Origin of the sequence: Catenulispora rubra (assembly GCF_015356825.1) — a bacterium.
GTDB lineage: Bacteria > Actinomycetota > Actinomycetes > Streptomycetales > Catenulisporaceae > Catenulispora > Catenulispora rubra.
Genome location: NZ_JAACYW010000076.1, coordinates 21,012 through 41,971, shown reverse-complemented (window position 1 = coordinate 41,971; position 20,960 = coordinate 21,012). Strand labels below are relative to the sequence as shown.

The window sequence follows — 20,960 nt, the reverse complement described above, 5'->3', positions numbered from 1 at the left end:
GGCGGCAGCTGGTAGGCGGCCGCGTCGCGCGGGAGGTACGTACGTGGTGCACGGGCTCGCCACGTACGTACCACGGGGTGCCACGGGGACCGGGGGCAGAGGTGCACTCCGTGCTGGACCGGATGTGTGTCAGGGGGCGGACGTTCGAGAATCCTTGCGAAAGCAGGCCGGGATGGCGGCCCGCTGAGCACGAGGAGACCCCCGATGAGCACCTCCACCGTGACCGAGAAACTGATGTCGCTGGCCGAACAGGCGCGACTGTGGCAGGACACGCTGATGCGGACGACCGCCGAGATCGCGGCGCTGACCGCACTGCCCGACGGCGACGCCGCCGAGCCCGACGCGGTCCGCACGGCCTTGGCTGAGCTGGCGGGCTCCGCCGGCCAGACCGGATGGCTGCGCTCCGGAACCCCGTTCCCGCACCGCGATGGCGACGTCGTCGCCGAGGCGCTGTTGCGGCCGGGAGACCGGGTGCGCGCGCTGCTGAACGTGGATCACCCACAGGACTCCGACAGCCGCCTCGGACGCGGCTGGGCGGATTCGAAGGCTGAGATCCGTGCTGTCGGGTACGCGCCGACGGCTGCCGCGAGTGGCCGGCCGACCGATCCGCTACCGTGCTACGACCTGGTCCTGGCCGACCGCCGCGTCGCCATGGTGATCCTCGCCGAGCTGGACGGGACGCCGAGGGCCTACACCGTCAGCGAGCCCGTCGTCGCGATTCTGGGCTCGGTCTGGGACTCGTTGTGGGCCCGTTCGCTGCCGCTGGATTCGGCGCTGCGGATGGACATCGTGGCGCGTGACGACGTCAAAGCGGCGATCCTGGGCTATCTCGAGGCCGGTGCGAAGGACGAGGTCATCGCCCGCGCGATGGGCATGTCCCTGCGCACCTGCCGCCGCCACATCGCCGAGCTCCTGGCCGCCGCCGGCTCGGTCAGTCGGTACCAGGCCGCTTCGCGGTTCGCCCGGGCTGGACTGTGTCGGATTCAGTGAGCCGATTCACTCGCCACTGATACTCAGGCGGCTGATATTCCGCGAACCGCGTCGACCAGGAGCATCTGATCTCGCCTGATCTCAGCGCGTGTTAGCTCCGTGTTATGGCCGTGTGGGGCGGGCCCGGGAGGCTTGGGGCAAGCACTCCGCGCCTAGGGGGACGCCACGTGACCGAGACTTGCCCTTGCTTGCCGCTGCACTGCCAGGTCGGCTCCGACGCCGATCCGGGCTTCGGCTGTGAATTTGATGTCGAGCACCTGGAGATCGCGCAGGAAGCCGACCCCGCGTCGTCCGTGGCCGAGCGTCGCGCCGCCGCGGCGGAGATCCTGCGCGCCACCCCGATGCGGTCCGATCGCGAGGTCGGCAAGGCCGTGGGGCTGTCCGCGGGTACCGTCTCGGCAGTGCGGCGCACCCTCGGCGAACGCCGTGCCTCGCACCTGCGGGTCGGCGCGGACGGCCGGGTCCGGCCGGTGAACGCGCACGAGGGCCGCCGTGCCGCGGCGCGCCTGCTCGCCGAACACCCGGAGATCCCGGTGCGGGCGATGGCGCGCGAGGCCGGGATCTCCCTCGGCACCGCGCATGACGTGCGCCGACGCGTACTGGCCGGGCTTCCTCCGGTCCCCGAGGGCCGCGCTGGCTCGCAGCCGGGCCAGCCGCAGGCCGGTGTCTACAACGTCCCGCAGTCGCCGAACCCCGCACGCCGCACCCCGCGTTCCGACCCCGCCGCCGCGCTCGACGCCCTGCGGCGCGACCCCGTCCTGCGCTACTCCGACACCGGTCGCACGATCCTGCGACGCCTCGACGCTCAACTGCTCGCGGCCAGCCAGCTGATCGAGCTGTGCGAACACGTTCCCGCGCACTGCGGCACGCAGGTCGAAGCCGTGCTGCGGCACATCGGCGCGGCGTGCGAGGACGCGGTGCGTGCGGTGCACGGCCGGGTGCCGACGCGTTCGAACGACGAATTCGACGGCTGATTTCGGTTCAATTCCATGCTGACCTGAGAGCACCACCGGACACCGCCCAGACATCAACCCTCTGCGATTGTTGCCTCATGGACTTCTTCGACACCTTCCCAGAACCCGCACCCCCGCCCGAGCGCCCCCCGGCGCCACCGCGCCCGAAGTGGATGATGCCGGACGCCGCGTTGCCGGCCGAGATGGCCGAGAACGCGATCATCGTCCGCGAGGAGGGGCTCGCCATCGCCATCGGCGGCCTGTCGGTGTATCCGAACGGCTTCGACTTCTCGCTCCACATCCGGTCTCGCAGCGACGGCGACCAGATCGACCCCTACGGCCACCGTCGCCGCCGGGACTATCTGCGGAACACCGTCAGACCGGATCCCGGCGATCCCGAGCAGAACCTGCGTGTCGGCGTCCAGTTCGCCGACGGCCGCCGCGCCGCCTCCAACCAGTCGCTTCGCCCTCTCACCCCCGATCAGGACGTCGATCCCGACGAAGTGGTCCTGCTCGGGGGCCACGGTGGAGGCGGCGGCCGGGCCTACGACCTGACCTACTGGATCCATCCGTTGCCCCCGGAAGGACCCGTCACCATCGTCATCTCCTGGCTCGCGCAAGGCATCACCGAGGTGCGCCACGACTTCGACGGCGCCGCCATACTCGCCGCCGCCGAAAAGGCGGTCCAGCTGTGGGACGACGAGCCACCGCGGGGCTGGGTCGGCAGTCCTCAGTAGCACGTTCGGCGGCCATACCGGTGCCGCTGCGTCGTCGCCAGGGGCGGTGCTCAGGCTTGTTCGTTCTCTGACAGCCGCCGAACCGACCAGGCGGCGAGCAGCGTCCCGGCGGCCAGGCTCAGCCACAGCGCGGCCGACCCGTGCGAGGCCAGGACGGCGATGACCGTCGGCGAGATGGCCAGCCCCATGCCGTTGGACAACTGGAAACGGCCCAACGTCCGACCGAGCACCTGCGGCGGAGTGATCGCCAACAGCAGGGGGCTGATACTTCCGGCGTACATGATCTCGCCGATGGTGCAGAGCACTGACACGCCGGCGACGGCAGCCGCCGCGAAACCGTGGCCGAGGTCCGACGTGAGCAGGAATCCCACATAAGACACCGCGATCACCACCCCGGACGCGGCCAATGCGACGCTGCGCGGCCAGCGCGCCAGGAAGATGGTCACCGGCACCTGGAACGCGACCACGAGCGCGGTGTTGGTGACGAAGATCCCGGCGGCCCAGACCGGCGAGGCGTGCAGTAGCTTGACCAGGATCAGCGGCAGCGCGATCTCGGGGACGTTGACGCAGAACACGAACATCACGTTCGCCGCCAGCAGCGTGGGCAGCGCCGGGCCGGGTCCGGAGCGGACGTCGGCGGCGCTGCCGGACGTTGCCTGCGCGCGGATGTGGACCGACCAGGCCAGCGACGCGGAGCCCAGGAAGCTGAATCCGGTCGCCACGGCGAGCCAGCGCATCGCGGTCGGACCGCCGGCCAGGCAGGCGGTGGCGGCCAACGCGCCCAGGCCCATGCCGGCGTTGCGCACCGACCGTGCGGCGGCGCTGGCCGCGTCCCGCTCGCGGCCCTTCGCGATGGTGGCGATGAGCGCCGAGTGCGCGGCGGGCATCGTCTGGTTGCCGATCCCGAGGAACAGGGCGCCCGCGGTGAACAGCACGACGCTGCCGGTAGGGGCCGCAAGCAGCAACACCGTGCCGAGGACGCGGACCAGCATCGCCACGGCCACGACCGTGCTGCGCGCGCCGGTGTCGAGCCAGCGGCCGGCGGCCGGGGTCGCGGCGAGGCCGGCGATGATGCCGACGGTCATGGCGACGCCGGAGGTCGGTGCGGACAGGTGCAGGACGTCGATGCCGTAGAGCAGCAGGAAGGGGCGCAGCATGCCGTTGCCGAAGGAGTCGACGAGCAGCGCGACGGCGTAGCGGGGTCCGCCGGAGGCACGTAGCAGGGTGCGTGCGCTCACGCGGGGTCGGGCAGCTTTAGCTGAGCCGTCGGACGGGCTGGCGTTGGATGAGGCGGCGTCGGACGCGGCGGCGTCAGTCGGGGCGGTGCTAGCTTCGGCGGCGTCGTCGGGCACGGTTGGCGCGCTCATGGTCATGGCTCAAAGGTGCGGACCGTCCGACGAACGGTCACGTGAGTTGACGAAACGCGTCAACCGACGCGGCGTTCAGAGCCGCTACCAGCGACAATGGTCACGTGACACTGCGCATCGACATCACCGGCATGCCGCCCGAGCGGCTGCGGTTCGCCGTCTCCCCGCTGGCCGAGCTGACGGCGATGCTGCACGCGCTGGCCGCCACCGAGCACCACCCGAACTTCGCGACCTGGGCCGCGGGTATCCGCGCGGCGCTGCGTCCGGAGCTGGCCGAGCGCCTTCAGGAGGCCGAGTTCCTGTGGCGCTCCTCGCGTGCGGACTTCCTGCTGCCGGCCCGGCCGAAGCCGAGCCTGAAGGAGGAGCTGGACGACGTCGACCTCATCGACGACGAGGCCTACGTGTTGTCGGCGCTGGTCACGACCTGCGGCAGCAACCGCGTCCACTTCGGCGCGGCCTCACCGCTGACCGACGAGGCGGCGCGCGAGCGTGCGCTGGACCAGGCTCAGGCGCGCGGTGCGGTGCAGGAGGCGTTCGCCGAGCGGCTGCTCGCCGATCCGGCGGCGGTGCGGCAGCGGGTGCGCCGGACGCTTGAGCAGTGCGCCGAGGCGTTCTTCGACGCGGCGTGGCGGGACGTGGTGGTGCGGCTGGCGGCCGACGCGCAGGTGAAGACGGATCTGCGCGAGCGCCGGGGCATCGGCCGGGCGCTGGCCTCGGTGTCCGGCGCGGTGGCGGTCACCTCGCAGGGGGACGGCGGCGAGTGCATCGTCGTGGACAAGCTGCAGGACAACGCGACCAGTGCGCAGGGCGTCGGAATGACGCTCATCCCGAGCGTGTTCGGCAGCCCGCACCTGGTTGCGGTCCACGCGGCCGGCTGGCGACCGGTGATGCAGTATCCGGTCGCCGAGCCGAGCGCGGCGGTGGACGCGGTGCCGATGGACGTCATCGAGCGGCGGCTTCAGGCGCTGTCGCATCCGGTGCGGCTCCGGCTCGTGCGGACGATGGCCCGGAGCCCGCACACCACGGGTGAGCTGGCCGACGCCTGGCGGCTGACGCCTCCGGAGGTCTCGCGGCACCTCGCGGTGATGCGGAGGGCGGGGCTGTTGGTGACGGAGCGGCGTGGGCGGTATGTGTACTACGCGCTGGACGCTTCGGTGTTGACCGCGCTTGGCGGCGATCTGCTGTCGGCGGTGCTGCGGTGACGGTGGACGACGGTCGCCGGGCGCTGGACTACTCCGCTCTGCTCGTGGAGGCGGCGGCGATGGCCGCTCGGCTGGGCCGGGCCGGTGTGGGGGCCAGGGATTGTCCTAGTTCCACAGGATTCCGATGCCCGGCCCGAAACGGCTCGTGTACTTGTTCACATGGTTGGCCCACTCCTTCTGGGTCGTCAGGTCGTACCAGCGGGTCGCGCCGGTGGTGCCGGCGTTGATCCAGTCGGGGCCGTAGTCGCCGCTGCGCGCTCCGAAGAGGTTGCGCAGTGCCGGGTCGTTGTCGGTCAGGGCTTTGATGTAGTCGTCCAGGATGCTGCCCTTGAGCGCGTTGGTGAGGGCGGTGGGGTTCTTGGACTTGGCGATGGAGGCGAGGTTGTCCGCTGTGTAGCCAATCTTGCCCTTGTCCCAGTCGTCGAGGGCTCGGTCGACGTAGCTCTTCAGCTTGTTCGCGATCGGGTCGGGGTTGGCGAGCAGCTTTCCGTCCGGGCCGACCAGGCGCGATGCCGAACAGCTCGCGGCAGTGGAGCAAGGGTTTTCCTGCTTGTCGTCAGCCTGCTGATTCTCCTCGTCCTGGACGAGCTGGTCGACGGAGACCTGGGCCGTGGCGTAGACGTAGTACTCGCCGTTGAAGCGCACGTAGTAGGGGACTTCGGCGCCGTTCTCGGCTCTGGACTGGGCCTCGGCCGCCGCCTTCTTCTCGGCGTCGACGGACGTGAACACGCCGCCGGCGCCGGGGTCCGAGCAGCCCATCGTGGCCGTGCCGTTCAGCGGGAGCTGGCCGCTGGAGTCGCAGGACCCTGCCGGTTCGCCCTCGATGCTGACGTCCGCGTGCAGCTCCGCCGCGATCTGGCCGCCGGTGATCTTCGCGTTCGCGGTGGTCGGGTCGATGGTGTTGCTGACGGTGACGCTGACCTGGCAGCCCCCGGCGTTGCAGCTGATCTGGCCGTTGCCCTGGAGCTTGAACTGGAGGTCGCCGTTGACGGCGGTTTTGAGCTGCTTGGTGTCGTCGAGGATCTCGTTGTCGGTGGCGTCGGGCTCGTTGGCCGGGTCGGTGGGGAACGAGGTGTCGGGAGCTTGCCGGCCGGTCCAGGTGAAAGCTGCCGCCGCCGCTGTCGTGGAGCCGCCGCTCGGCGGGGGCGGGGACGACGCGCCGTCGCCGAGCGATACGAGACGATACGGGACGTCTCTGGACACTGACAAGGTGCCGAGCGATGTCTTCGCTGTCAGGACACGAACACCGTCGACTACGGTTCCGGGGTCGGAATCGGACGGGAGATCGTTGCTCGCGGCCAGGGCCTGAGCCAGCCGATCGGCCAGTTGCCCGGGCGGGACGAAGGGAGCGAGGCGGTCGCCGAGCAGGGTGTCGACGTCCTTGCCGGTGAGCCACTTGCCGCTGACGGCCGCCTGCTGCGCTTTGTTCGTCACGCCGGGCAGGCCCGACGCCGGCGGCTTGATGTAGAGCTTGCCGGCGACGTCGAGCAGGCTGATGGCGGCGCCGCTGTCGGTGATGGTGCCGACGGACTCGCCGTGGCTGGTGACGCGGATGTCGATCGGGTCGCCGTCGACGGTGCTGCGGTAGTGGACCTCGGGCGCGGCGGCCAGGGTGTTCAGGGCGGCCATGAACGGCGCCCGGGATACGGCCGGGTGGAGCTTGGGGACGGCGGGGGTGGGGGCGGAGCCGGTCGCGCCGTGGTGCGTGGACAGGCCGGGCAGGATTGTTGCTGCTGCTAGGACGGCCAGGGCTAGCGCGCCGATGCCGGATGCCAGGAGCAGCTTTCGCTTCCGCTGCGGATTCGGAGGCTGGGCTGGAGCCCAGCCTGGAGTCCCGACTGGAGCAGGAGCAGGAGCCCAGGCTGGAGTTGGAGTTGGCGCCCACGTGCCCAATTGCACAGTCGGCTTGCCCTGATTCGGCTGCTGCTGCCAGGTCGACTCGTTCGACGCGGGGCCTTGCTGTTGCCAGTAGTGCTGCTCGTCCATGGCGTCCCTCCCTCGGCCGTGGAGGCCAACTGTAGGAACGCGCTGGGAGGACCGGTCCTCCGAGAACGATCGTAGGGGTTCGGTTTGCAGGCGACGACTGTACGGATACGATCAGTCGCTCGTTTGTCGGCGTTGGATGATCTGAATATTCGGGGGGCTCGCGTGGGTGCGGACAAGCATGGGGTCAAGGGCGAGGACACGCGCGAGGGTACTGGCGTTGGTGCCGGGGCGCCGCTGCCGTTGCCGTCGGAGCCTTCGCCGGAGGCCGAGACGGTCGCCGTCGCGTTCGGGCCGGCGGATGTCGCCGCTGCGGCGGGGGCGCGGGACGTTGACCGGCGGCGTCGGATGGTGATCGTCGGCGGTGCGGCCGTGCTGGTCGTGGCTGTGGTTGTGGTCGGCGGGGTGCTCGCGATGGGTGGCGGCGGGTCGCACGCGGCGGCGTCTTCTTCGGGCCAGGGCTCGCAGACGCGGAACGGCGGGGCACCGTCCGGGGCTGACCTGGCCGGTGGTTCGGCGGGGCAGTCGACGTCGGAGCAGGGCGGCGGGGGTTCGGCGAGCGGGAGTGCGACGGCTCCGAGTTCGCTCGGTGCGGCCGGTTCGGTGGGTTCGACCGGTGGTCAGAGCAGCGCGGGGGGTGTGACGACGAGCGCGGGGCAGCCGGGTGGTTCGTCCAGCGCGAGCAAGGCGGGCCGGCCGTCCAGCTCGGCTCCTTCGAGCGGTGGCGGTCCGAGCGCTGTGGGGACCGGCGGTCCCAGCGCGCCGCCGTCGCAGCAGGCTGCGAAGGCTCCGGCCTACGTGGGGCGGTTGGCGTCGAGTGCGGCGGCGTCGGCTTCGGGGTCGGTGACGTTGCAGACCTCAGGGTCGGCGGCGGGGGACACGTTGGTGGTGTCGGTCATGCTCACCAATACGGCGCGCACCGGGGGTGTTAGTGCCTCCGACAGTGCGGGCAACAGCTACTCGGTGATCGCGGACCAGACCGACGGGGCGGGGGATCGAACCCTGATACTCGCTGCGGTCGGCGCGAAGGCGCTCGGCGGCGGCGGTTCGGTGACGCTCAACTTTCCGAACACGGCGGAGCACCATGTCGCGGTCGACGACTTCTCCGGCGTGACCGGCATCGGCGGGCACTCCTCGGCGACTGCGGCGTCCGGGCCGTTCGCCTCGGGCTCTGCTTCCGGCGGCGGGATCGTCTTCGGGGTCGCGGGGGTGCAGGGCGGCGAGAACGCGAGCTGGGCCTCCGGATTCACCGCCTTGCCGACGCTGGTCGTGGCTCCGGCGGACCAGCTGGCGACTGCTTACGAGATTGTGGGTTCGGGCAGCTTCCAGGCATCAGGGTCCTGCAATCACCAGTGGATGGCGGCGGTCGCGACGCTGACCGGCTGAGGCTGAGGCTGAGGCTGAGGTCCATGCAGCGAGGGGCCAGCAGCTTGCCGGCTCCCAGCCGCAGGGCCTTGACGTCGCCGAGGACCTCGCCCGGCTCTCCGGCTAGCCCGCGGGGAGTTCCTCGGTCCCGGATGGTGCGTAGGCGATCAGCCGCGCCTTCTGGCGCTCGCGGGCCGCGGCGAGTTGCGCGCTGAGGTCTTCGTGGTGGTGCTTTGTTCGGAGCGTCCCGGCGAAGGTTCTCATGGAGTGCCCTGTCAGTTCGCGGAGTACGAACAGGCGCCGGATCTCCTCCAGTTCCGGCTCGGCGGAGCATTCCCACACCCTGTCCTGTGCCAAGAGCAGGTCGAGGTCGTCGCGCGCGTGGCACAACTCGCAGATGCGGGGGGTTTGGACTTCCGCCAGCAATAGCGCCTGCAACGCTTCCCGCAGTGGCTCTGGAGTACTTGCGCTTGTGCACCAGCGGTCAAAAGCGTCGGACGGCGGCGCCCACCGGATGCGGATGAGTCGCTGCTCCCGGATCTCCTCCGCGCCATCCGCGCCATCCTCACCGCGATCCACCAGGTAGGCGCGGAACAACAGCAGCTCCTCGCCGCTCACGCCGATCGCCGGGTGGTCGTCCGGGTTGAGCTCCCACTCCAGGCGGTACTCGCGAGTCGCGGCTCCGGGCGGCACGTCGACCACGCACTCGGTGATGCGGGGATCGTCGTTCGGCAGCGTCGCCGCGTCGCGCTCCGGTCCCAGCGCTGAGCCGTCCTGCGCAAGGTCGCGGTAGCGCAGCAGACTCAATCGCGGCAGGTAGCGGCGCAGCCGCAAGGTCGTAGCGGCTTCGTGTTCCCCGGGCCGGACGAGGATACGAGCCTGGCCGCGGACAGTGCCGATGGCCTGTTCGCTTTGGGACTCCACGGTCAGTTCGGGACTCTGCTGGCTCGATGCCGTCACCCGACCAGCCTAGCGGGCGGTCCGGTGAGGCTCGCAGCGCCCGATCCGCCCGGCCGCAGCCTTTCCGCCCGCTGATGTTAGGGCGGTGTTAGGGCTCTTAGAGGCCCCGGTGCGAGCCTGGTTACCGGGCAGTAAACAGTGCCAACGGCGTCGGGCCGCCGTCACTCCCATCCACCCTGAAGGGGAGATCCGCCATGCCATCAACCACGCGGGCAGCCCGAGGCGTCCTCGGTGTCCGGTACGACGGAGGTGCCGCCGTGCGGTCCTTCGGCCGCTCGATCGTCGGTGCGCTTCGGGACGCGGACACCGGGTGGGGGAACTGACCGGCTGACCTGGATGTCGCTGACCGGGGCGTGCCGCTCTTCGGGCGGTGAATCAGGGGGCTGCCAGGTCAGGAGTGCCGACTTGGCGAGCCCGGCGAGGGCCGCGTCCAATGCGATGAGGGCCGAGGCCGCCGTCGAGTGGCCCTGAGGCCCGATCCTCCGGAACGGTGCGCCGGGCTTGCCGCCGAGGGCCCGGCGGATCGCGCCGACGTTCGCCGCGACGGCGCGGCGCAGCGGGTCCCACTCCGGTACGGCGTCGGGGCGGGTGCCAGGGCCAGTGCTGGTGCCAGTGCCGGCGAACACCCCGGCGAGCGTCCCGACCGGCTCGACGCAGCCGTGCAGCAGGTCGACGGCGTCGGCCCGGTCGGACGCGCCGGACAGCATCCGCTGCGCGCGCAACGGCTTCGCGATCTGCTCCAACTGCGTGACCGCGTGCTGGAAGTCCCCCCGGCGCCGCCGCACCTCGCCCGCGTCGCCCATCGGCGCGCCGAGGAAGGCGCTCAGCGCCGCGAGCGCGTCGGCCAGCCGGCGCTTGAGCACGCTCTCGGTGCGCACCGGCAACAGGAACCAGGAGGCTGTGATACCGATCGCCGCGCCGACGACGATCGCCTCCAACCGCGTCTCCAGCAGCGACGGCGCGCTCTGCCCGAAGTACCCGTACAGCAACGACAACGCCGCCGTCACGCTCCCGGCCCAGAACGCGTAGCTGATCTCACGTAGCCAGCTCGCCAGGCCCAGCACCACGAAGATGATCACCACTGACCAGCGATCCCCAGCCGGAAACGCCCCGGCGATCGTGGTGGCGACCACCGTCCCGACAGCCGCCCCCGCCGCACGCAACACGCCCTTGTGCAGCACGTCGCCACGCCCCCGCGAGCCGCTGCAGACGATGAACGCGGTGAGCACCGCCCACGGCCAGTGATCGTGGAAAACACTGTGGCCGACGACGAAAGCGGCGCCGAGGGCGACCGCCATCTGGCAGGCCATACGCGTACTGGCCGGAATGCGAGCGGCCCTGGACAGAGCAGACGGAGTAGACGGAGTAGACGGAGTAGACGGAGCAGAGGGAGTAGACGCAGGGGCGAGAGGCACCGTCCGAACGCGCTGCTCACGAAACCCCAAAGCCGCGCCGCCAAGCTGAAACACCGCCACCCAGAACGCCGCGACCACCGCGATCAGCGCGCACCACAAGTCATAACTCGCAGCGTGCGCCGGAACCCCCTCGGCGTGCGTGACCAGCAGCGTGATGAACGGAACCACCACCACCGTCCCCGCCTTGGTCGCCCGCGGCCCGAACCGCCGGATCCAGATCACGCCGGCCATCGCCGCGGTGAACGCCGCATCCCCGAAGAACGGATACCGCAGTAGCAGAGAACTGACTTCCGAAGCACTCGCCGCCGCGACCGCGACCACTGCCGTACCGATCAGCCGGTCCCGATGAGCAACGCCGAGCTGAACCCGCCCCAAGGTCATCGTCATCGCCACAGCCGCGATCACGATATCGACGTGCAGATGCGCACGATGCTCGATCCAGATCGCCGAGCCGAACGCACACAGCACCGCCGCCATCGCGACCGCCGCGGCGCGCAAAGCCGCAGGCCGCCATACCGACCGGCTCCGGCGTGGCCCGATGGCTATCAGATTAGTACTCACTGTTTACTACCTTGAGCGAGAATCATGCACGTCAGAGCAGATGAGCCACAAGAGGCGTTAGCTCGATAGTAAGTGATAGCGTACCAATGTGACAAACGCCGAGACCCCACCGGACCACCTGGAAACCGCCACGGCCATCCGCCAAGGCGCCATCCGCCTGGCCCGCCGCCTGCGCTCCAGCCGCTCGGCCGGGGCCCTGAGCACCAACAAGATCAGCGTCCTCAGCCACCTGAAACGCCACGGACCCTCCACCCCCGGCGAGGTCGCGGCCGTCGACCGCCAGCAGCCGCAGTCCCTCACCCGGGTCTTCGCCGACCTGGAGCGCGACGGCCTCATCGTCCGCTCCGCCGATGCCGGGGACCGCCGGCAGTCGATTATCACGCTTACCGACGCCGGCAGCCGCGAGCTGGAGCGCGACGTCGCCGAACGCGACGCCTGGCTAGCCGATGCCCTCGGCGGCCTGACCGAGACCGAGCGCCAGGTGTTGCGGCTGGCCGCGGCGCTGATGGAACACATCGCGGACGGCTGAGCGGACAACGCACCCGGTTAGGGCAGGATGTCTCAGGTGAGCGACATTGAGCGACCCGCCGGCGCCCCCGAGCCGGACATCCGCATGGCGACGGTCGACGACGTGCCCCGCATCGTCGCCCTGATCGAATCCGCCTACCGCGGCGACTCCAGCCGCACGGGATGGACCTCCGAGGCGGACCTCCTCGACGGCCAGCGCACCGACGAGGCCGACGTCACCGCCACGGTGATCGACCAGGCCAGCCGCATGATGGTCGTCGAGTCCGGCGCGGACCTGGTCGCGTGCTGCCTGGTGCAGCACCGGGAGACCCACGCCTACTTCGGCATGTTCGCCGTCAGCCCGAAGTCGCAGGGCGGCGGCCTCGGCAAGCGCGTGCTCACGGTGGCCGAACAGCTGGCGCGCGACGAGTTCGGCATGACTGCGATGCACATGACCGTCCTCCGGCAGCGCACCGACCTGATCGACTTCTATGTCCGCCGCGGGTACCGGCGCACCGGCGAGATGAAGCCGTTCCCTTACGGCGACGAGCGATTCGGGAAGCCACGTCGAGACGATCTCGAATTTGAAGTGCTCATCAAGGATCTGGCGGCCTGAGCCGTCGGGATTTCAGCGCGCCTCGATCGCGCTACTCCTGCTGTCCGTCCTGCCGCTGCTCCGGCTCGTCCCGCCACTGCGGCGGCAGCAGGTGCTCGACCGTCGGCGGCGGTGAGGACAGGTCGTTGGCTCGCTGTTCGAACTCGGAGTCGGCGCCGGTGAGCCGGATCGAGCGCTGGTCCTGGTGTTCCTGCCACGAGGCCACCTCGAAGACCTCGACGAACGTGTCCTGCTGGTCGCCGTCGCGGAAGACGCCCCAGCGGGTCGCGCCGGTGCGCCGCCGGGACAGCCCGACCCAGTCGATCGCCTCCTTGAACGCCGCCTGGTTGCCGGGCGCGACCTGGTACCGCTTCACCACCAGGATCGGCCCGCTGTCGAGGTCGGGTTCGAAGGCGAGGTGCGGGTCCGGCCAGTTGGCGTTCGTGGTGCGGTCCAGCTTCCCGGTCAGCGCGTGCAGCGGCAGCCAGCGCACGCTCATCGCCGCCAGCACGAGCAGCGCCGCGGCGATCACCAGGACCGTGGTGAGGCCGAGCGGCGCGGCCAGTGCGCCCCAGCCCAGGGACCCGATCGCCTGGCCGCCCATGAAGACCAGCAGGTACACGGCCAGCGCCCGGGCCCGGACCCACGCCGGCAATGACAGTTGCAGGGCCGAGTTCAGCGTCGACAGCGAGATCAGCCAGGCGACGCCGGTGGGCACCATGGCGATGACCACCGCCGCTTTGTTGGTCGTCTCGCCCAGGACCAGCGTGCCGGCGGCGAATACGAGGGCTGATGCCGCCAGCAGCCGGTTCGAGGTCAGGAAGCTGTTCAGCCACGACAGCGTGAACGCGCCGATCACCGCCCCGACGCCCAGCGCCGCCAGCAGCACGCCGTAGCCGCCGGCTCCGAGCGCGAGCCGGGAGCTGGCGACCACCGGCAGCAGCGCCCACAACGCGCTGCCGGGGATGACGAACAGCGCCGCGCGCAGCAGGATCCGCCGGGGCGAGGGCGCGTTGCGCATGTAGCGGTTGCCGGCGCGCAGGGCGGCGAGCGCGCGCTCGGGGTGTTCGCCGCCGGGCTGCGGGCCGCGGTGCCAGGCCGCCACGGCCAGCACGACGAACAGGAACGACACGGCGTTGATCGCGAAGACCAGCGAGGCCCCGGAGGCGGCGACCAGGAAGCCGGCGATCGCCGGCCCGACCGCCCGGGCCAGGTTGACGGTGAGGCTGCCGAGCGTCGCCGCGGCCGGGATCTGCTCGCGCGGCACCAGCTCCGGCTGGATCGCCTGCCACGCCGGCCCGACGAAGGCCTGGCCGCAGCCGAGCAGGAACGTCAGGGCCAGCAGTACGGCCGGTGTGGTCAGGCCGGCCGCGGTCAGCCAGGCCAGCGCCCCGGCCACCAGGGCCATGACGAGCTGCAGGTAGATCAGCAGCCGGCGGCGGTCCAGCACGTCGGCCATCACGCCGGCCGGCAGCGAGAACAGCATCACCGGCAGCAGGCTGGCGGTCTGCACGGCCGCGACCAGGGCGGTGGAGGAGCTGTGCTCGACCAGCAGCCACTGGGCTCCGACCGTCTGCATCCACGAGCCGACGTTGCTGCCCAGCTGGGCCAGCCACAGGATGCGGAAGATGCGGTCGCGCATCGGGGCCCAGGGGCTGGTCGAGGGCGCCGCGGCGGCCGGGCGCCGGGCGTTGTCGGCAGATTGCGTCACACCGGAGTTGTACCTCGGAAGCGGGCCTTGTTGCCTGCGGGGGTTGTCAGGGGCGTCCGTGTCGCGTCGCCCGCCCGGCGGATGGACGGTGGATGGACGGTGGACGGGCAGCCGATGGGCAGACCGCCTCCGCCGAGAAACCCAACGCCGGCAACGGAAACAAATAGTCGAACCCGCATCCGCCTCCGATTCCCGGACGCACTGCGGTACTGTCAGGGACCGTAGATGCTCCGTGTGTCCTACCGGCCACAGCCGGCTTGAGTATCACGCCTGACATGGGCTCGTTCCCGGCGCAGACCTGATTGAGAAGACGGATGAATGCTGATATAGCCCTGTGGTGCACGGCCGGCGCCCTCGTCGTCGCGATAGTGCTGGCGGTGTACTGGGTCACCACCGCCCGGCGCCTGCGCGCCCGCGTCGCAGGCCTCGAAGAAGCCTGTGCCGCCCGGGACGCCGCAGTGGGGCAGCTCGTCGCGCTCGGCCTGCCGGGGGTGGCCGATGTGCTCAGCGATGCGCCTGCGGCCCGGATCTCCTTCACTGTCGCGCCGTCCCTCAACGGCACCGCCTTCGCCGGCAACGCCGGTGTGCTGGCGCAGCGGTACACCATCGGCCTGCGCGAGTTGCAGGGCAAGGTGGCCGGGGCCGTGCGGCAGCGCGTGGAGGAGGAGGCGCAGCAGACCACTGAGTCAGCGGTGCGCTCCTTCGCCGAGACGGTGGTCAGCCTCGGGGCCAGCCTGAGCAAGGTGGTCGCCGAGGCCATGCGGCAGCACCGCGGCGACGAGACGTTCGAGACCCTCACCCTGATCGACCACACCGTTCAGCAGATGATCCGGCAGGCGCAGTCCTACGTCGTGGTCTGCGGCGGGCTCCCGGGGCGGCGCTGGCCGGCGCAGTCGATGACCGACGTGGTGCGCGGGGCGATGGGCCGCATCCAGGACTACCAGCGGATCCGGCCGCGGGAGCTGAGCCGGCAGGTGGTCGGGCAGGCCGTCGAGCCCGCGGTGCACGCCGTCGCCACGCTGTTGGACAACGCCGCGCGCTACTCGCCGCCCGGGTCCTTCGTCGACGTCACGTTCCAGGAGGGCCACCACGGCGTGACCGTCATCGTCGACGACGCCGGCGTGGGCATGAACAGCGAGCAGTTGGACTCCGCGCGGCGCATCCTGTCCGGGCAGGAACCCGTGGACCTGCACCGGTTCGGGCCGCATCCGAAGATCGGGTTCCCGACGGTCGCCGCGCTGAGCAAGCGCTACGGGTTCCAGGCGTCCATCGACGGATCGAGCAGTCCCTTCGGAGGTACGCGTGCCGCGCTGTTCATCCCCGAGGCGCTGCTCGCGGCGGACACCTCGGTCGGGGACGGCGTGACGCCCGAACCCGCGCAGGCGCAGGCGCAGGCGCAGGCGTCGGTACCGGCGCAGGTCTCCGCGTCAGTGCCGGTGACGGAGGTCGAGCTGACCGAGACCGGGCTCCCGCGCCGCAAGCGCCACAGCGCCACCACCGACACCCAGCCCCTCCCTCCGGTGTTGAGCACCACGCAGCCGCGGCCCAGCGTCGCCGCGGCCTGGCAGAACGGTGCCCACGGTGCCGACCGCGCGGCCACGCCCTCCGACCCCGCAGAAGGGACTCGATAGCCCGTGAGCACCTCAGCCCCGCCGGCCGACGGGAACAACAAGCTCACCTGGATGCTCAGCAGCCTGGACATCGAAGGGGTGCGCTATTCCGTCCTGATCTCCGGGGACGGGCTGCGCATGGCGCATTCGGACTCGATCACCCGGGACGAGGCCGACGCGTTCGCCGCCGCCGTCAGCGGGGTCCAGTCCCTGGGCAAGGCGCTGGCCGCGATGTGCGGGGACCAGGACAACCGGCTGCGCCAGAACCTGATCGAGTACGACCAGGCGCTGGTGCTGGTCACCGCCGCCGGCCAGAACGCGATGCTCGGGGTGTGCGCGACGCCCACGGCCGACGCCGGGCTGATCGTGCACCGGATGAACGACCTCGCCTCGCGGCTGGGCAACGAGCTCACCAGCGAGACGCGCCGGCCGTGAGCCGGCCGCGGCGCGACCCGGATCTGGTGCGCGCGTACGTCATGACCGGCGGCGCCGTGCGCCCGAGCCGGGAGATGGGGCTGGTGACGCTGCTGGTGGCCCAGGACGTCCCGGCCCAGGGCCTGGCGCCGGAGCAGCGCCGGGTGCTCGGGGTGTGCAGCCGGCACGGCGCGCTGTCGGTCGCCGAGATCGCCGCGCACCTGGACCTGCCGCCGTCGGTGGTGGCGATCCTGGCCGCCGGGCTCATGGACTCCGGGCATCTGGCCCTCCCCACTCCCGCCGCCGACCTTCCCGACGTCGACGTGCTGAAAGAGGTGCTTCGTGGGCTCCGCCAACTTGTCTGAGGTCGCCTACCTGCCCGGCACCGTCACCCGGTCGGTGAAGCTCCTGGTCGCCGGACCCTTCGGGGTCGGCAAGACCACGTTCGTCGGCAGCGTCTCGGAGATCAGGCCCCTGCGGACCGAGGAGATGATCACCGAGGCCAGCGTCGGGGTCGACGATTTGGCGGGGCTGCCGGCCAAGACCTCCACGACCGTGGCGATGGACTTCGGCCGCCGGACCTTCGGCGGAGTGGCGCTGTATCTGTTCGGCACGCCGGGCCAGCACCGGTTCCTGCCGATGTGGGACGAGCTGGCCCGCGGCGCGCTCGGCGCGCTGGTGCTCGTCGACACCCGGCGCCTGGACCACGCCGACGAGATCCTGAGCGCGGTGGAGAAGCGGGATCTTCCCTACACGGTGGCCGTGAACCAGTTCGACGGGGCCCGCCGCTACCCCGACGAGGAGATCCGTGAGGCGCTGGACCTGGCCCCGCACACGCCCCTGACCTTCTGCGACGCCCGCGACCAGGCCTCCTCGGCCAAGGCGCTGATCGTGCTCGTCGAACACCTCACCAGCCGACCCAGCCGACCCAGCCGACCGGAGATGTTTGCGTGACCACCCAGACCGCGGCGGACGCCGCCACGGCGCGCGTCCCGATGTACACGCCGGAATTCGCCGCCGATCCGCACGGCGCCTACGCCGAGATGCGCCGCCTGCACGGCGCGCTGGTTCCGGTGCTGCTGCACCCGGACGTGCCGGCCACGCTGGTGATCGGTTACCACGTCGCGCTGAAGATCCTGCACGACCAGGACCGCTTCCCCGCCGACCCGCGCCAGTGGGAGGAGGGGATCGACAACGCCTGTCCGGTCAAGCCGATGATGGAGTGGCGGCCCAACGCGCTGCGCAGCTCAGGCATCGAGCACGCCAGGTACCGCAGCGCGAACGTCTACAGCCTCAGCGGCGTGGACCTGCACGGCCTGCGTAAGGTCGTCCAGGACGTGGCGATCGGCCTGATCAACGACATGTGTCAGGCCGGCGAGGCGGACCTGATCACGCAGTTCGCCTTCCCGCTGGCCTTCCAGGTTCTCAATACCCTGCTGGGCTGTCCGCCGGAGATCGGGCAGCGGGTCGCCACCGGGATGGCGCAGATCTTCGAGGGCAACGACGCCGAGGCCGGCAACGCGATGCTCGCCGGGGCACTGGCCGAGCTGGTCGTGATGAAGAAGGAGTACCCGGCCAACGATGTGACCACCCGGCTTCTGCAGCACGAGTCGGCGCTGGACATCCCGGAGATGGTGCATCAGCTCGCCACGCTTTACGGCGCCGGAATCGAGCCGCAGCAGAACCTGATCGCCAATGCCCTGCTGCTGATCCTCACCGACGACCGTTTCTCAGGTGACGTGCTGGACGGCAACCTGACGGTGCGCGATGCTCTGGACGAAGTGCTTTATCAGGACCCTCCGATGGCCAACTACGCCATCTCCTACCCGCCGTATCCCGTGCAGATCGACGGGGTCTGGCTGCCGGCGCACCAGCCGGTGCTGATCAGCATGTCCGCGTGCAACAACGACCCCGCGATCGCCTCCGACCAGCGGGCCGGGAACCGCGCGCACCTGGCGTGGAGCGTCGGTCCGCACGCGTGCCCGGCGCAGTCCGCCGCCTACCTGATCGCGCAGGCGGCGATCGACCAGATCCTCGACGCGCTGCCGGAGATGGAACTGGCGGTCCCGGTGGAGAAGCTGGTCTGGCGGCCCGGGCCGTTCGCCCGGGCGCTGGCGGCGTTGCCGGTCACGATCCCGGGCTCGCCGCCGATCCCGCTGCGCTGACCGAACCGCCGATGCCGTCGCGCTGACCGAACCCCGATCCCGTCGCGCTGACCCGAACCCACCCCCATCCCGCCGCGCCGACCGAACCGTCCTCGTTCGTCCCCGTCCGCCATGGAGGCCCCAGCATGGACCAGCCTGTGCTCACACTCGACCCGACCGGCGCGAACCGCCACACCGAGGACGCCTATCTGCGCGACCACGGTCCGGCCACGCGCGTGGACCTGCTGGGCCAGGAGGTGTGGGCGGTCGCCGATCCGGGGGTGCTCAAGGCGCTCCTGATCGACCCGCGGGTGTCGAAGGACGCCGCACAGCACTGGCCGAAGTTCCCCGACGAGATCATCGGGAAGTGGCCGCTCGCGCTGTGGGTCGGCGTGAGCAACATGTTCACCGCGTACGGCGCCGACCACCGCCGGCTGCGGCGCCTGGTCAGCCCGGCCTTCGCGGGCCGCCGGGTCGCCGCACTGGCCCCGCGCATCGAGGAGATGACCGACGCGCTGCTCGACGCGCTGGCGGAGACCCCGGCGGGGCAGAGCGTGGATCTGCGCGAGAACCTGGCCGTGCCGCTGCCGATCCAGGTCATCAGCTCCCTGATGGGGCTGCCGCCGGCCGCGCAGCAGGCGTTCCGCGGCCTGGTGGACGCCGTGTTCGACACCACGCTGTCGCCGGAGGAGGCCCAGGCCAACGCGGTGAAGCTGTACGGCGTCCTGGCCGGCCTGGTCGCCGAGAAGCGCGAGAACCCCGGCGACGACATGACCTCGGCGCTCATCGCGGCTCGCGACGACCAGGACGAGGAAGGCGACGGCTCGGCGCTGACCGAGCAGGAACTGCTCGACACGCTGCTCCTGGTGGTGTCGGCCGGCTACGAGACCACGGTCAACCTGATCGACCAGGCCATCACCCTGCTGCTGACGCACCCCGAGGAGCGTGCGAAGGTCGACGAGGGCAAGGCCCCGTGGCGCGACGTCGTGGAGGAGACGCTGCGGTTCGAAGCGCCGGTCGCGCACCTGCCGCTGCGGTACGCGGTGGAGGACATCGAGCTGGCCGGCGGGCTGGTGATCCGGCAGGGCGAGGCGATCCTGGCTTCCTACGCCGCGATCGGCCGCCACCCGGACCTGCACGGCGAGACCGCGGGCGCGTTCGACGTCACGCGCGCGGGGCAGGACCACTTCGCGTTCGGCCACGGGGTGCACTTCTGCCTCGGCGCGCCGCTGGCGCGGATGGAGGCGGAGACGGTGCTGGACAAGCTGTTCGCGCGGTTCCCGGACATCGCGTTCGCGCCGGGGGCGGAGCTTGCGCCGCTGGGGTCGCTGATCTCGAACGGGCATCAGGCACTGCCGGTGGTTCTTCAGCCGGCTGCTGGGAGCTGATCGCGGTGGTGTGCCGGCCGTCGCCTCGGCGGCCGGCGAATTAGACCTTGATGGAAGCCATGGCAGGGGACATGCGATCGCGATCAGGCTGCGGACGCCCGCCATGGCTGCGCACTTTGCCGGCGGTCACTCCGAATCGCTGGTGGAATGTGCGGGAGAAGTGCGACATCGAGGTGAACCCGCAGCGTGCCGCGGCTTCCGCCGTGCTGATGCCCGGCCCCGGCGCGTGCCTGAGTGTGCTGTAGGCGAGGTCGAGCCGCCGCGCCAGGATGTGCCTGGGCACGGAGGCGCCCACCTCGGCGAACAACCGTGACAGATGCCGTTCCGAGACGCCTGCGCCCGCCGCCACGTCGGATGCGGACAACAGGGGGTCGGCCAGGTGATCGTCGATGAACGCGCGTGCGGCGGCGCGATGTTTCGTCGACGGCGATGCCCTGCCGCCGGAAGCGAGCACCGCCACCAACTCCAGCACGGCCTGTTCGTCGGCCGGCACCGGTACGTGTGGACGTACAGCCCGGTGTACGAGATTCATCAGAGCACGTGCATACGGATCCTGATGGACGGTGAGAACGCTGGGCTCGCCGATTTCCGCGTCGCCGGTCAGGCCCGAGATGCTCGCACGAGGGACCGTGACTGCCAGCTCTGCGATGTCCCCGAAGCCCTGACGCCGTAGCGGAAAGTCCACGTCGCACACCACCACATGACCGGGACGCAGTCGCGTTCGCGCGCCGCGGTACTCCAGGACTCCATCGCCCTTGAGTTTCGTGTACACGGCTATGGCATCCGCGGGCCGCGCCGCGATCGCTTCCTCCTCGCGCGCGACACCGTGTGGCGTCCCGCTGACCAGTGCCAGCGCGGCGTGATCCAGTTGCAGGTGCACCTGGCGAGCCTGGAACGGTCGATCGGCCGGGACCCGGCACGCAAGCTCGACCAGTGATTCGGCATTGTGCCGTTCCCAGTCGCCGACTGCCGCGGTGACTTCGAAGACGCGGGCCTGCGGAATGCGAATCACACCAGCCTCCTCAGCCCGCCATGACACGTTCGCGTGCTGTCCAACA

At 70.8% G+C, this 20,960-nt stretch carries 19 protein-coding genes; 13 read left to right on the top strand and 6 right to left on the bottom strand.

Annotated features, from left to right (window positions below; translation table 11 throughout):
- The first annotated feature begins 204 nt into the window (after positions 1-204).
- The 3 genes from GWK61_RS21955 (at position 205) to GWK61_RS21945 (ending at position 2,680) form a co-directional block, all read left to right on the top strand.
- Positions 205-990, top strand: a complete 786-nt coding sequence (locus GWK61_RS21955) for a helix-turn-helix transcriptional regulator (RefSeq protein WP_194910921.1) — start codon at positions 205-207, stop codon at positions 988-990.
- 167 nt (positions 991-1,157) lie between these two features.
- Positions 1,158-1,964 (top strand): hypothetical protein, encoded by an 807-nt coding sequence (locus GWK61_RS21950; RefSeq protein WP_194910920.1) that lies wholly within the window; start codon positions 1,158-1,160, stop codon positions 1,962-1,964.
- Positions 1,965-2,041: 77 nt separating this feature from the next.
- Positions 2,042-2,680 (top strand): hypothetical protein, encoded by a 639-nt coding sequence (locus tag GWK61_RS21945; protein WP_194910919.1) that lies wholly within the window; start codon positions 2,042-2,044, stop codon positions 2,678-2,680.
- A gap of 50 nt (positions 2,681-2,730) precedes the next feature.
- Here GWK61_RS21945 and GWK61_RS21940 read toward each other — a convergent pair whose 3' ends face one another.
- Positions 2,731-4,047 (bottom strand): MFS transporter, encoded by a 1,317-nt coding sequence (locus GWK61_RS21940; protein ID WP_194910918.1) that lies wholly within the window; start codon positions 4,045-4,047, stop codon positions 2,731-2,733.
- 104 nt (positions 4,048-4,151) lie between these two features.
- On the opposite strand from GWK61_RS21940, the gene GWK61_RS21935 reads away from it, so the two are divergent.
- Positions 4,152-5,249 (top strand): DUF5937 family protein, encoded by a 1,098-nt coding sequence (locus tag GWK61_RS21935; protein WP_194910916.1) that lies wholly within the window; start codon positions 4,152-4,154, stop codon positions 5,247-5,249.
- A 105-nt stretch (positions 5,250-5,354) separates the two neighbouring features.
- On the opposite strand, the gene GWK61_RS21930 is transcribed toward GWK61_RS21935, so the two are convergent.
- Positions 5,355-7,235 (bottom strand): hypothetical protein, encoded by a 1,881-nt coding sequence (locus GWK61_RS21930; protein ID WP_194910914.1) that lies wholly within the window; start codon positions 7,233-7,235, stop codon positions 5,355-5,357.
- A 162-nt stretch (positions 7,236-7,397) separates the two neighbouring features.
- On the opposite strand from GWK61_RS21930, the gene GWK61_RS21925 reads away from it, so the two are divergent.
- The gene (locus GWK61_RS21925) at positions 7,398-8,618 is read left to right on the top strand and encodes a hypothetical protein (RefSeq protein WP_194910912.1); all 1,221 of its coding nucleotides are present in this window, start codon (positions 7,398-7,400) and stop codon (positions 8,616-8,618) included.
- 102 nt (positions 8,619-8,720) lie between these two features.
- Here GWK61_RS21925 and GWK61_RS21920 read toward each other — a convergent pair whose 3' ends face one another.
- On the bottom strand, positions 8,721-9,557 hold the full coding sequence (locus GWK61_RS21920) for a hypothetical protein (protein ID WP_194910911.1): 837 nt from the start codon (positions 9,555-9,557) through the stop codon (positions 8,721-8,723).
- 200 nt (positions 9,558-9,757) lie between these two features.
- On the bottom strand, positions 9,758-11,533 hold the full coding sequence (locus tag GWK61_RS59655) for an FUSC family protein (RefSeq protein WP_194910909.1): 1,776 nt from the start codon (positions 11,531-11,533) through the stop codon (positions 9,758-9,760).
- 88 nt (positions 11,534-11,621) lie between these two features.
- On the opposite strand from GWK61_RS59655, the gene GWK61_RS21910 reads away from it, so the two are divergent.
- A complete protein-coding gene (locus GWK61_RS21910; RefSeq protein WP_323747685.1) occupies positions 11,622-12,062 on the top strand; it encodes a MarR family winged helix-turn-helix transcriptional regulator in 441 nt (146 codons plus the stop codon).
- Between the two features lie 27 nt (positions 12,063-12,089).
- Positions 12,090-12,656 (top strand): GNAT family N-acetyltransferase, encoded by a 567-nt coding sequence (locus GWK61_RS21905; protein WP_194910907.1) that lies wholly within the window; start codon positions 12,090-12,092, stop codon positions 12,654-12,656.
- A gap of 31 nt (positions 12,657-12,687) precedes the next feature.
- Here GWK61_RS21905 and GWK61_RS21900 read toward each other — a convergent pair whose 3' ends face one another.
- The gene (locus GWK61_RS21900) at positions 12,688-14,346 is read right to left on the bottom strand and encodes an MFS transporter (protein WP_323747684.1); all 1,659 of its coding nucleotides are present in this window, start codon (positions 14,344-14,346) and stop codon (positions 12,688-12,690) included.
- Positions 14,347-14,660: 314 nt separating this feature from the next.
- Here GWK61_RS21900 and GWK61_RS21895 point away from each other — a divergent pair, with 314 nt between their 5' ends.
- The 6 genes from GWK61_RS21895 (at position 14,661) to GWK61_RS21870 (ending at position 19,902) form a co-directional block, all read left to right on the top strand.
- On the top strand, positions 14,661-15,977 hold the full coding sequence (locus tag GWK61_RS21895) for an ATP-binding protein (RefSeq protein ID WP_194910905.1): 1,317 nt from the start codon (positions 14,661-14,663) through the stop codon (positions 15,975-15,977).
- Positions 15,978-15,980: 3 nt separating this feature from the next.
- Positions 15,981-16,391: a roadblock/LC7 domain-containing protein gene (locus tag GWK61_RS21890; RefSeq protein ID WP_194910904.1), complete on the top strand. Its 411-nt coding sequence runs from the start codon at positions 15,981-15,983 to the stop codon at positions 16,389-16,391.
- Positions 16,388-16,735: a DUF742 domain-containing protein gene (locus tag GWK61_RS21885; protein WP_194910903.1), complete on the top strand. Its 348-nt coding sequence runs from the start codon at positions 16,388-16,390 to the stop codon at positions 16,733-16,735. The genes GWK61_RS21890 and GWK61_RS21885 overlap by 4 nt, the downstream gene beginning before the upstream one ends.
- The gene (locus tag GWK61_RS21880) at positions 16,713-17,324 is read left to right on the top strand and encodes a GTP-binding protein (protein WP_194910902.1); all 612 of its coding nucleotides are present in this window, start codon (positions 16,713-16,715) and stop codon (positions 17,322-17,324) included. Before GWK61_RS21885 ends, GWK61_RS21880 begins: the two co-directional genes overlap by 23 nt.
- Positions 17,325-17,365: 41 nt before the next feature.
- A complete protein-coding gene (locus GWK61_RS21875) occupies positions 17,366-18,535 on the top strand; it encodes a cytochrome P450 family protein (RefSeq protein WP_228562717.1) in 1,170 nt (389 codons plus the stop codon).
- Positions 18,536-18,660: 125 nt separating this feature from the next.
- Positions 18,661-19,902 (top strand): cytochrome P450 family protein, encoded by a 1,242-nt coding sequence (locus GWK61_RS21870; protein ID WP_194910889.1) that lies wholly within the window; start codon positions 18,661-18,663, stop codon positions 19,900-19,902.
- A gap of 40 nt (positions 19,903-19,942) precedes the next feature.
- Here the strand turns inward: GWK61_RS21870 and GWK61_RS21865 are convergent, their stop codons facing one another.
- On the bottom strand, positions 19,943-20,914 hold the full coding sequence (locus GWK61_RS21865) for a helix-turn-helix domain-containing protein (protein ID WP_194910887.1): 972 nt from the start codon (positions 20,912-20,914) through the stop codon (positions 19,943-19,945).
- Positions 20,915-20,960 lie beyond the last annotated feature (46 nt).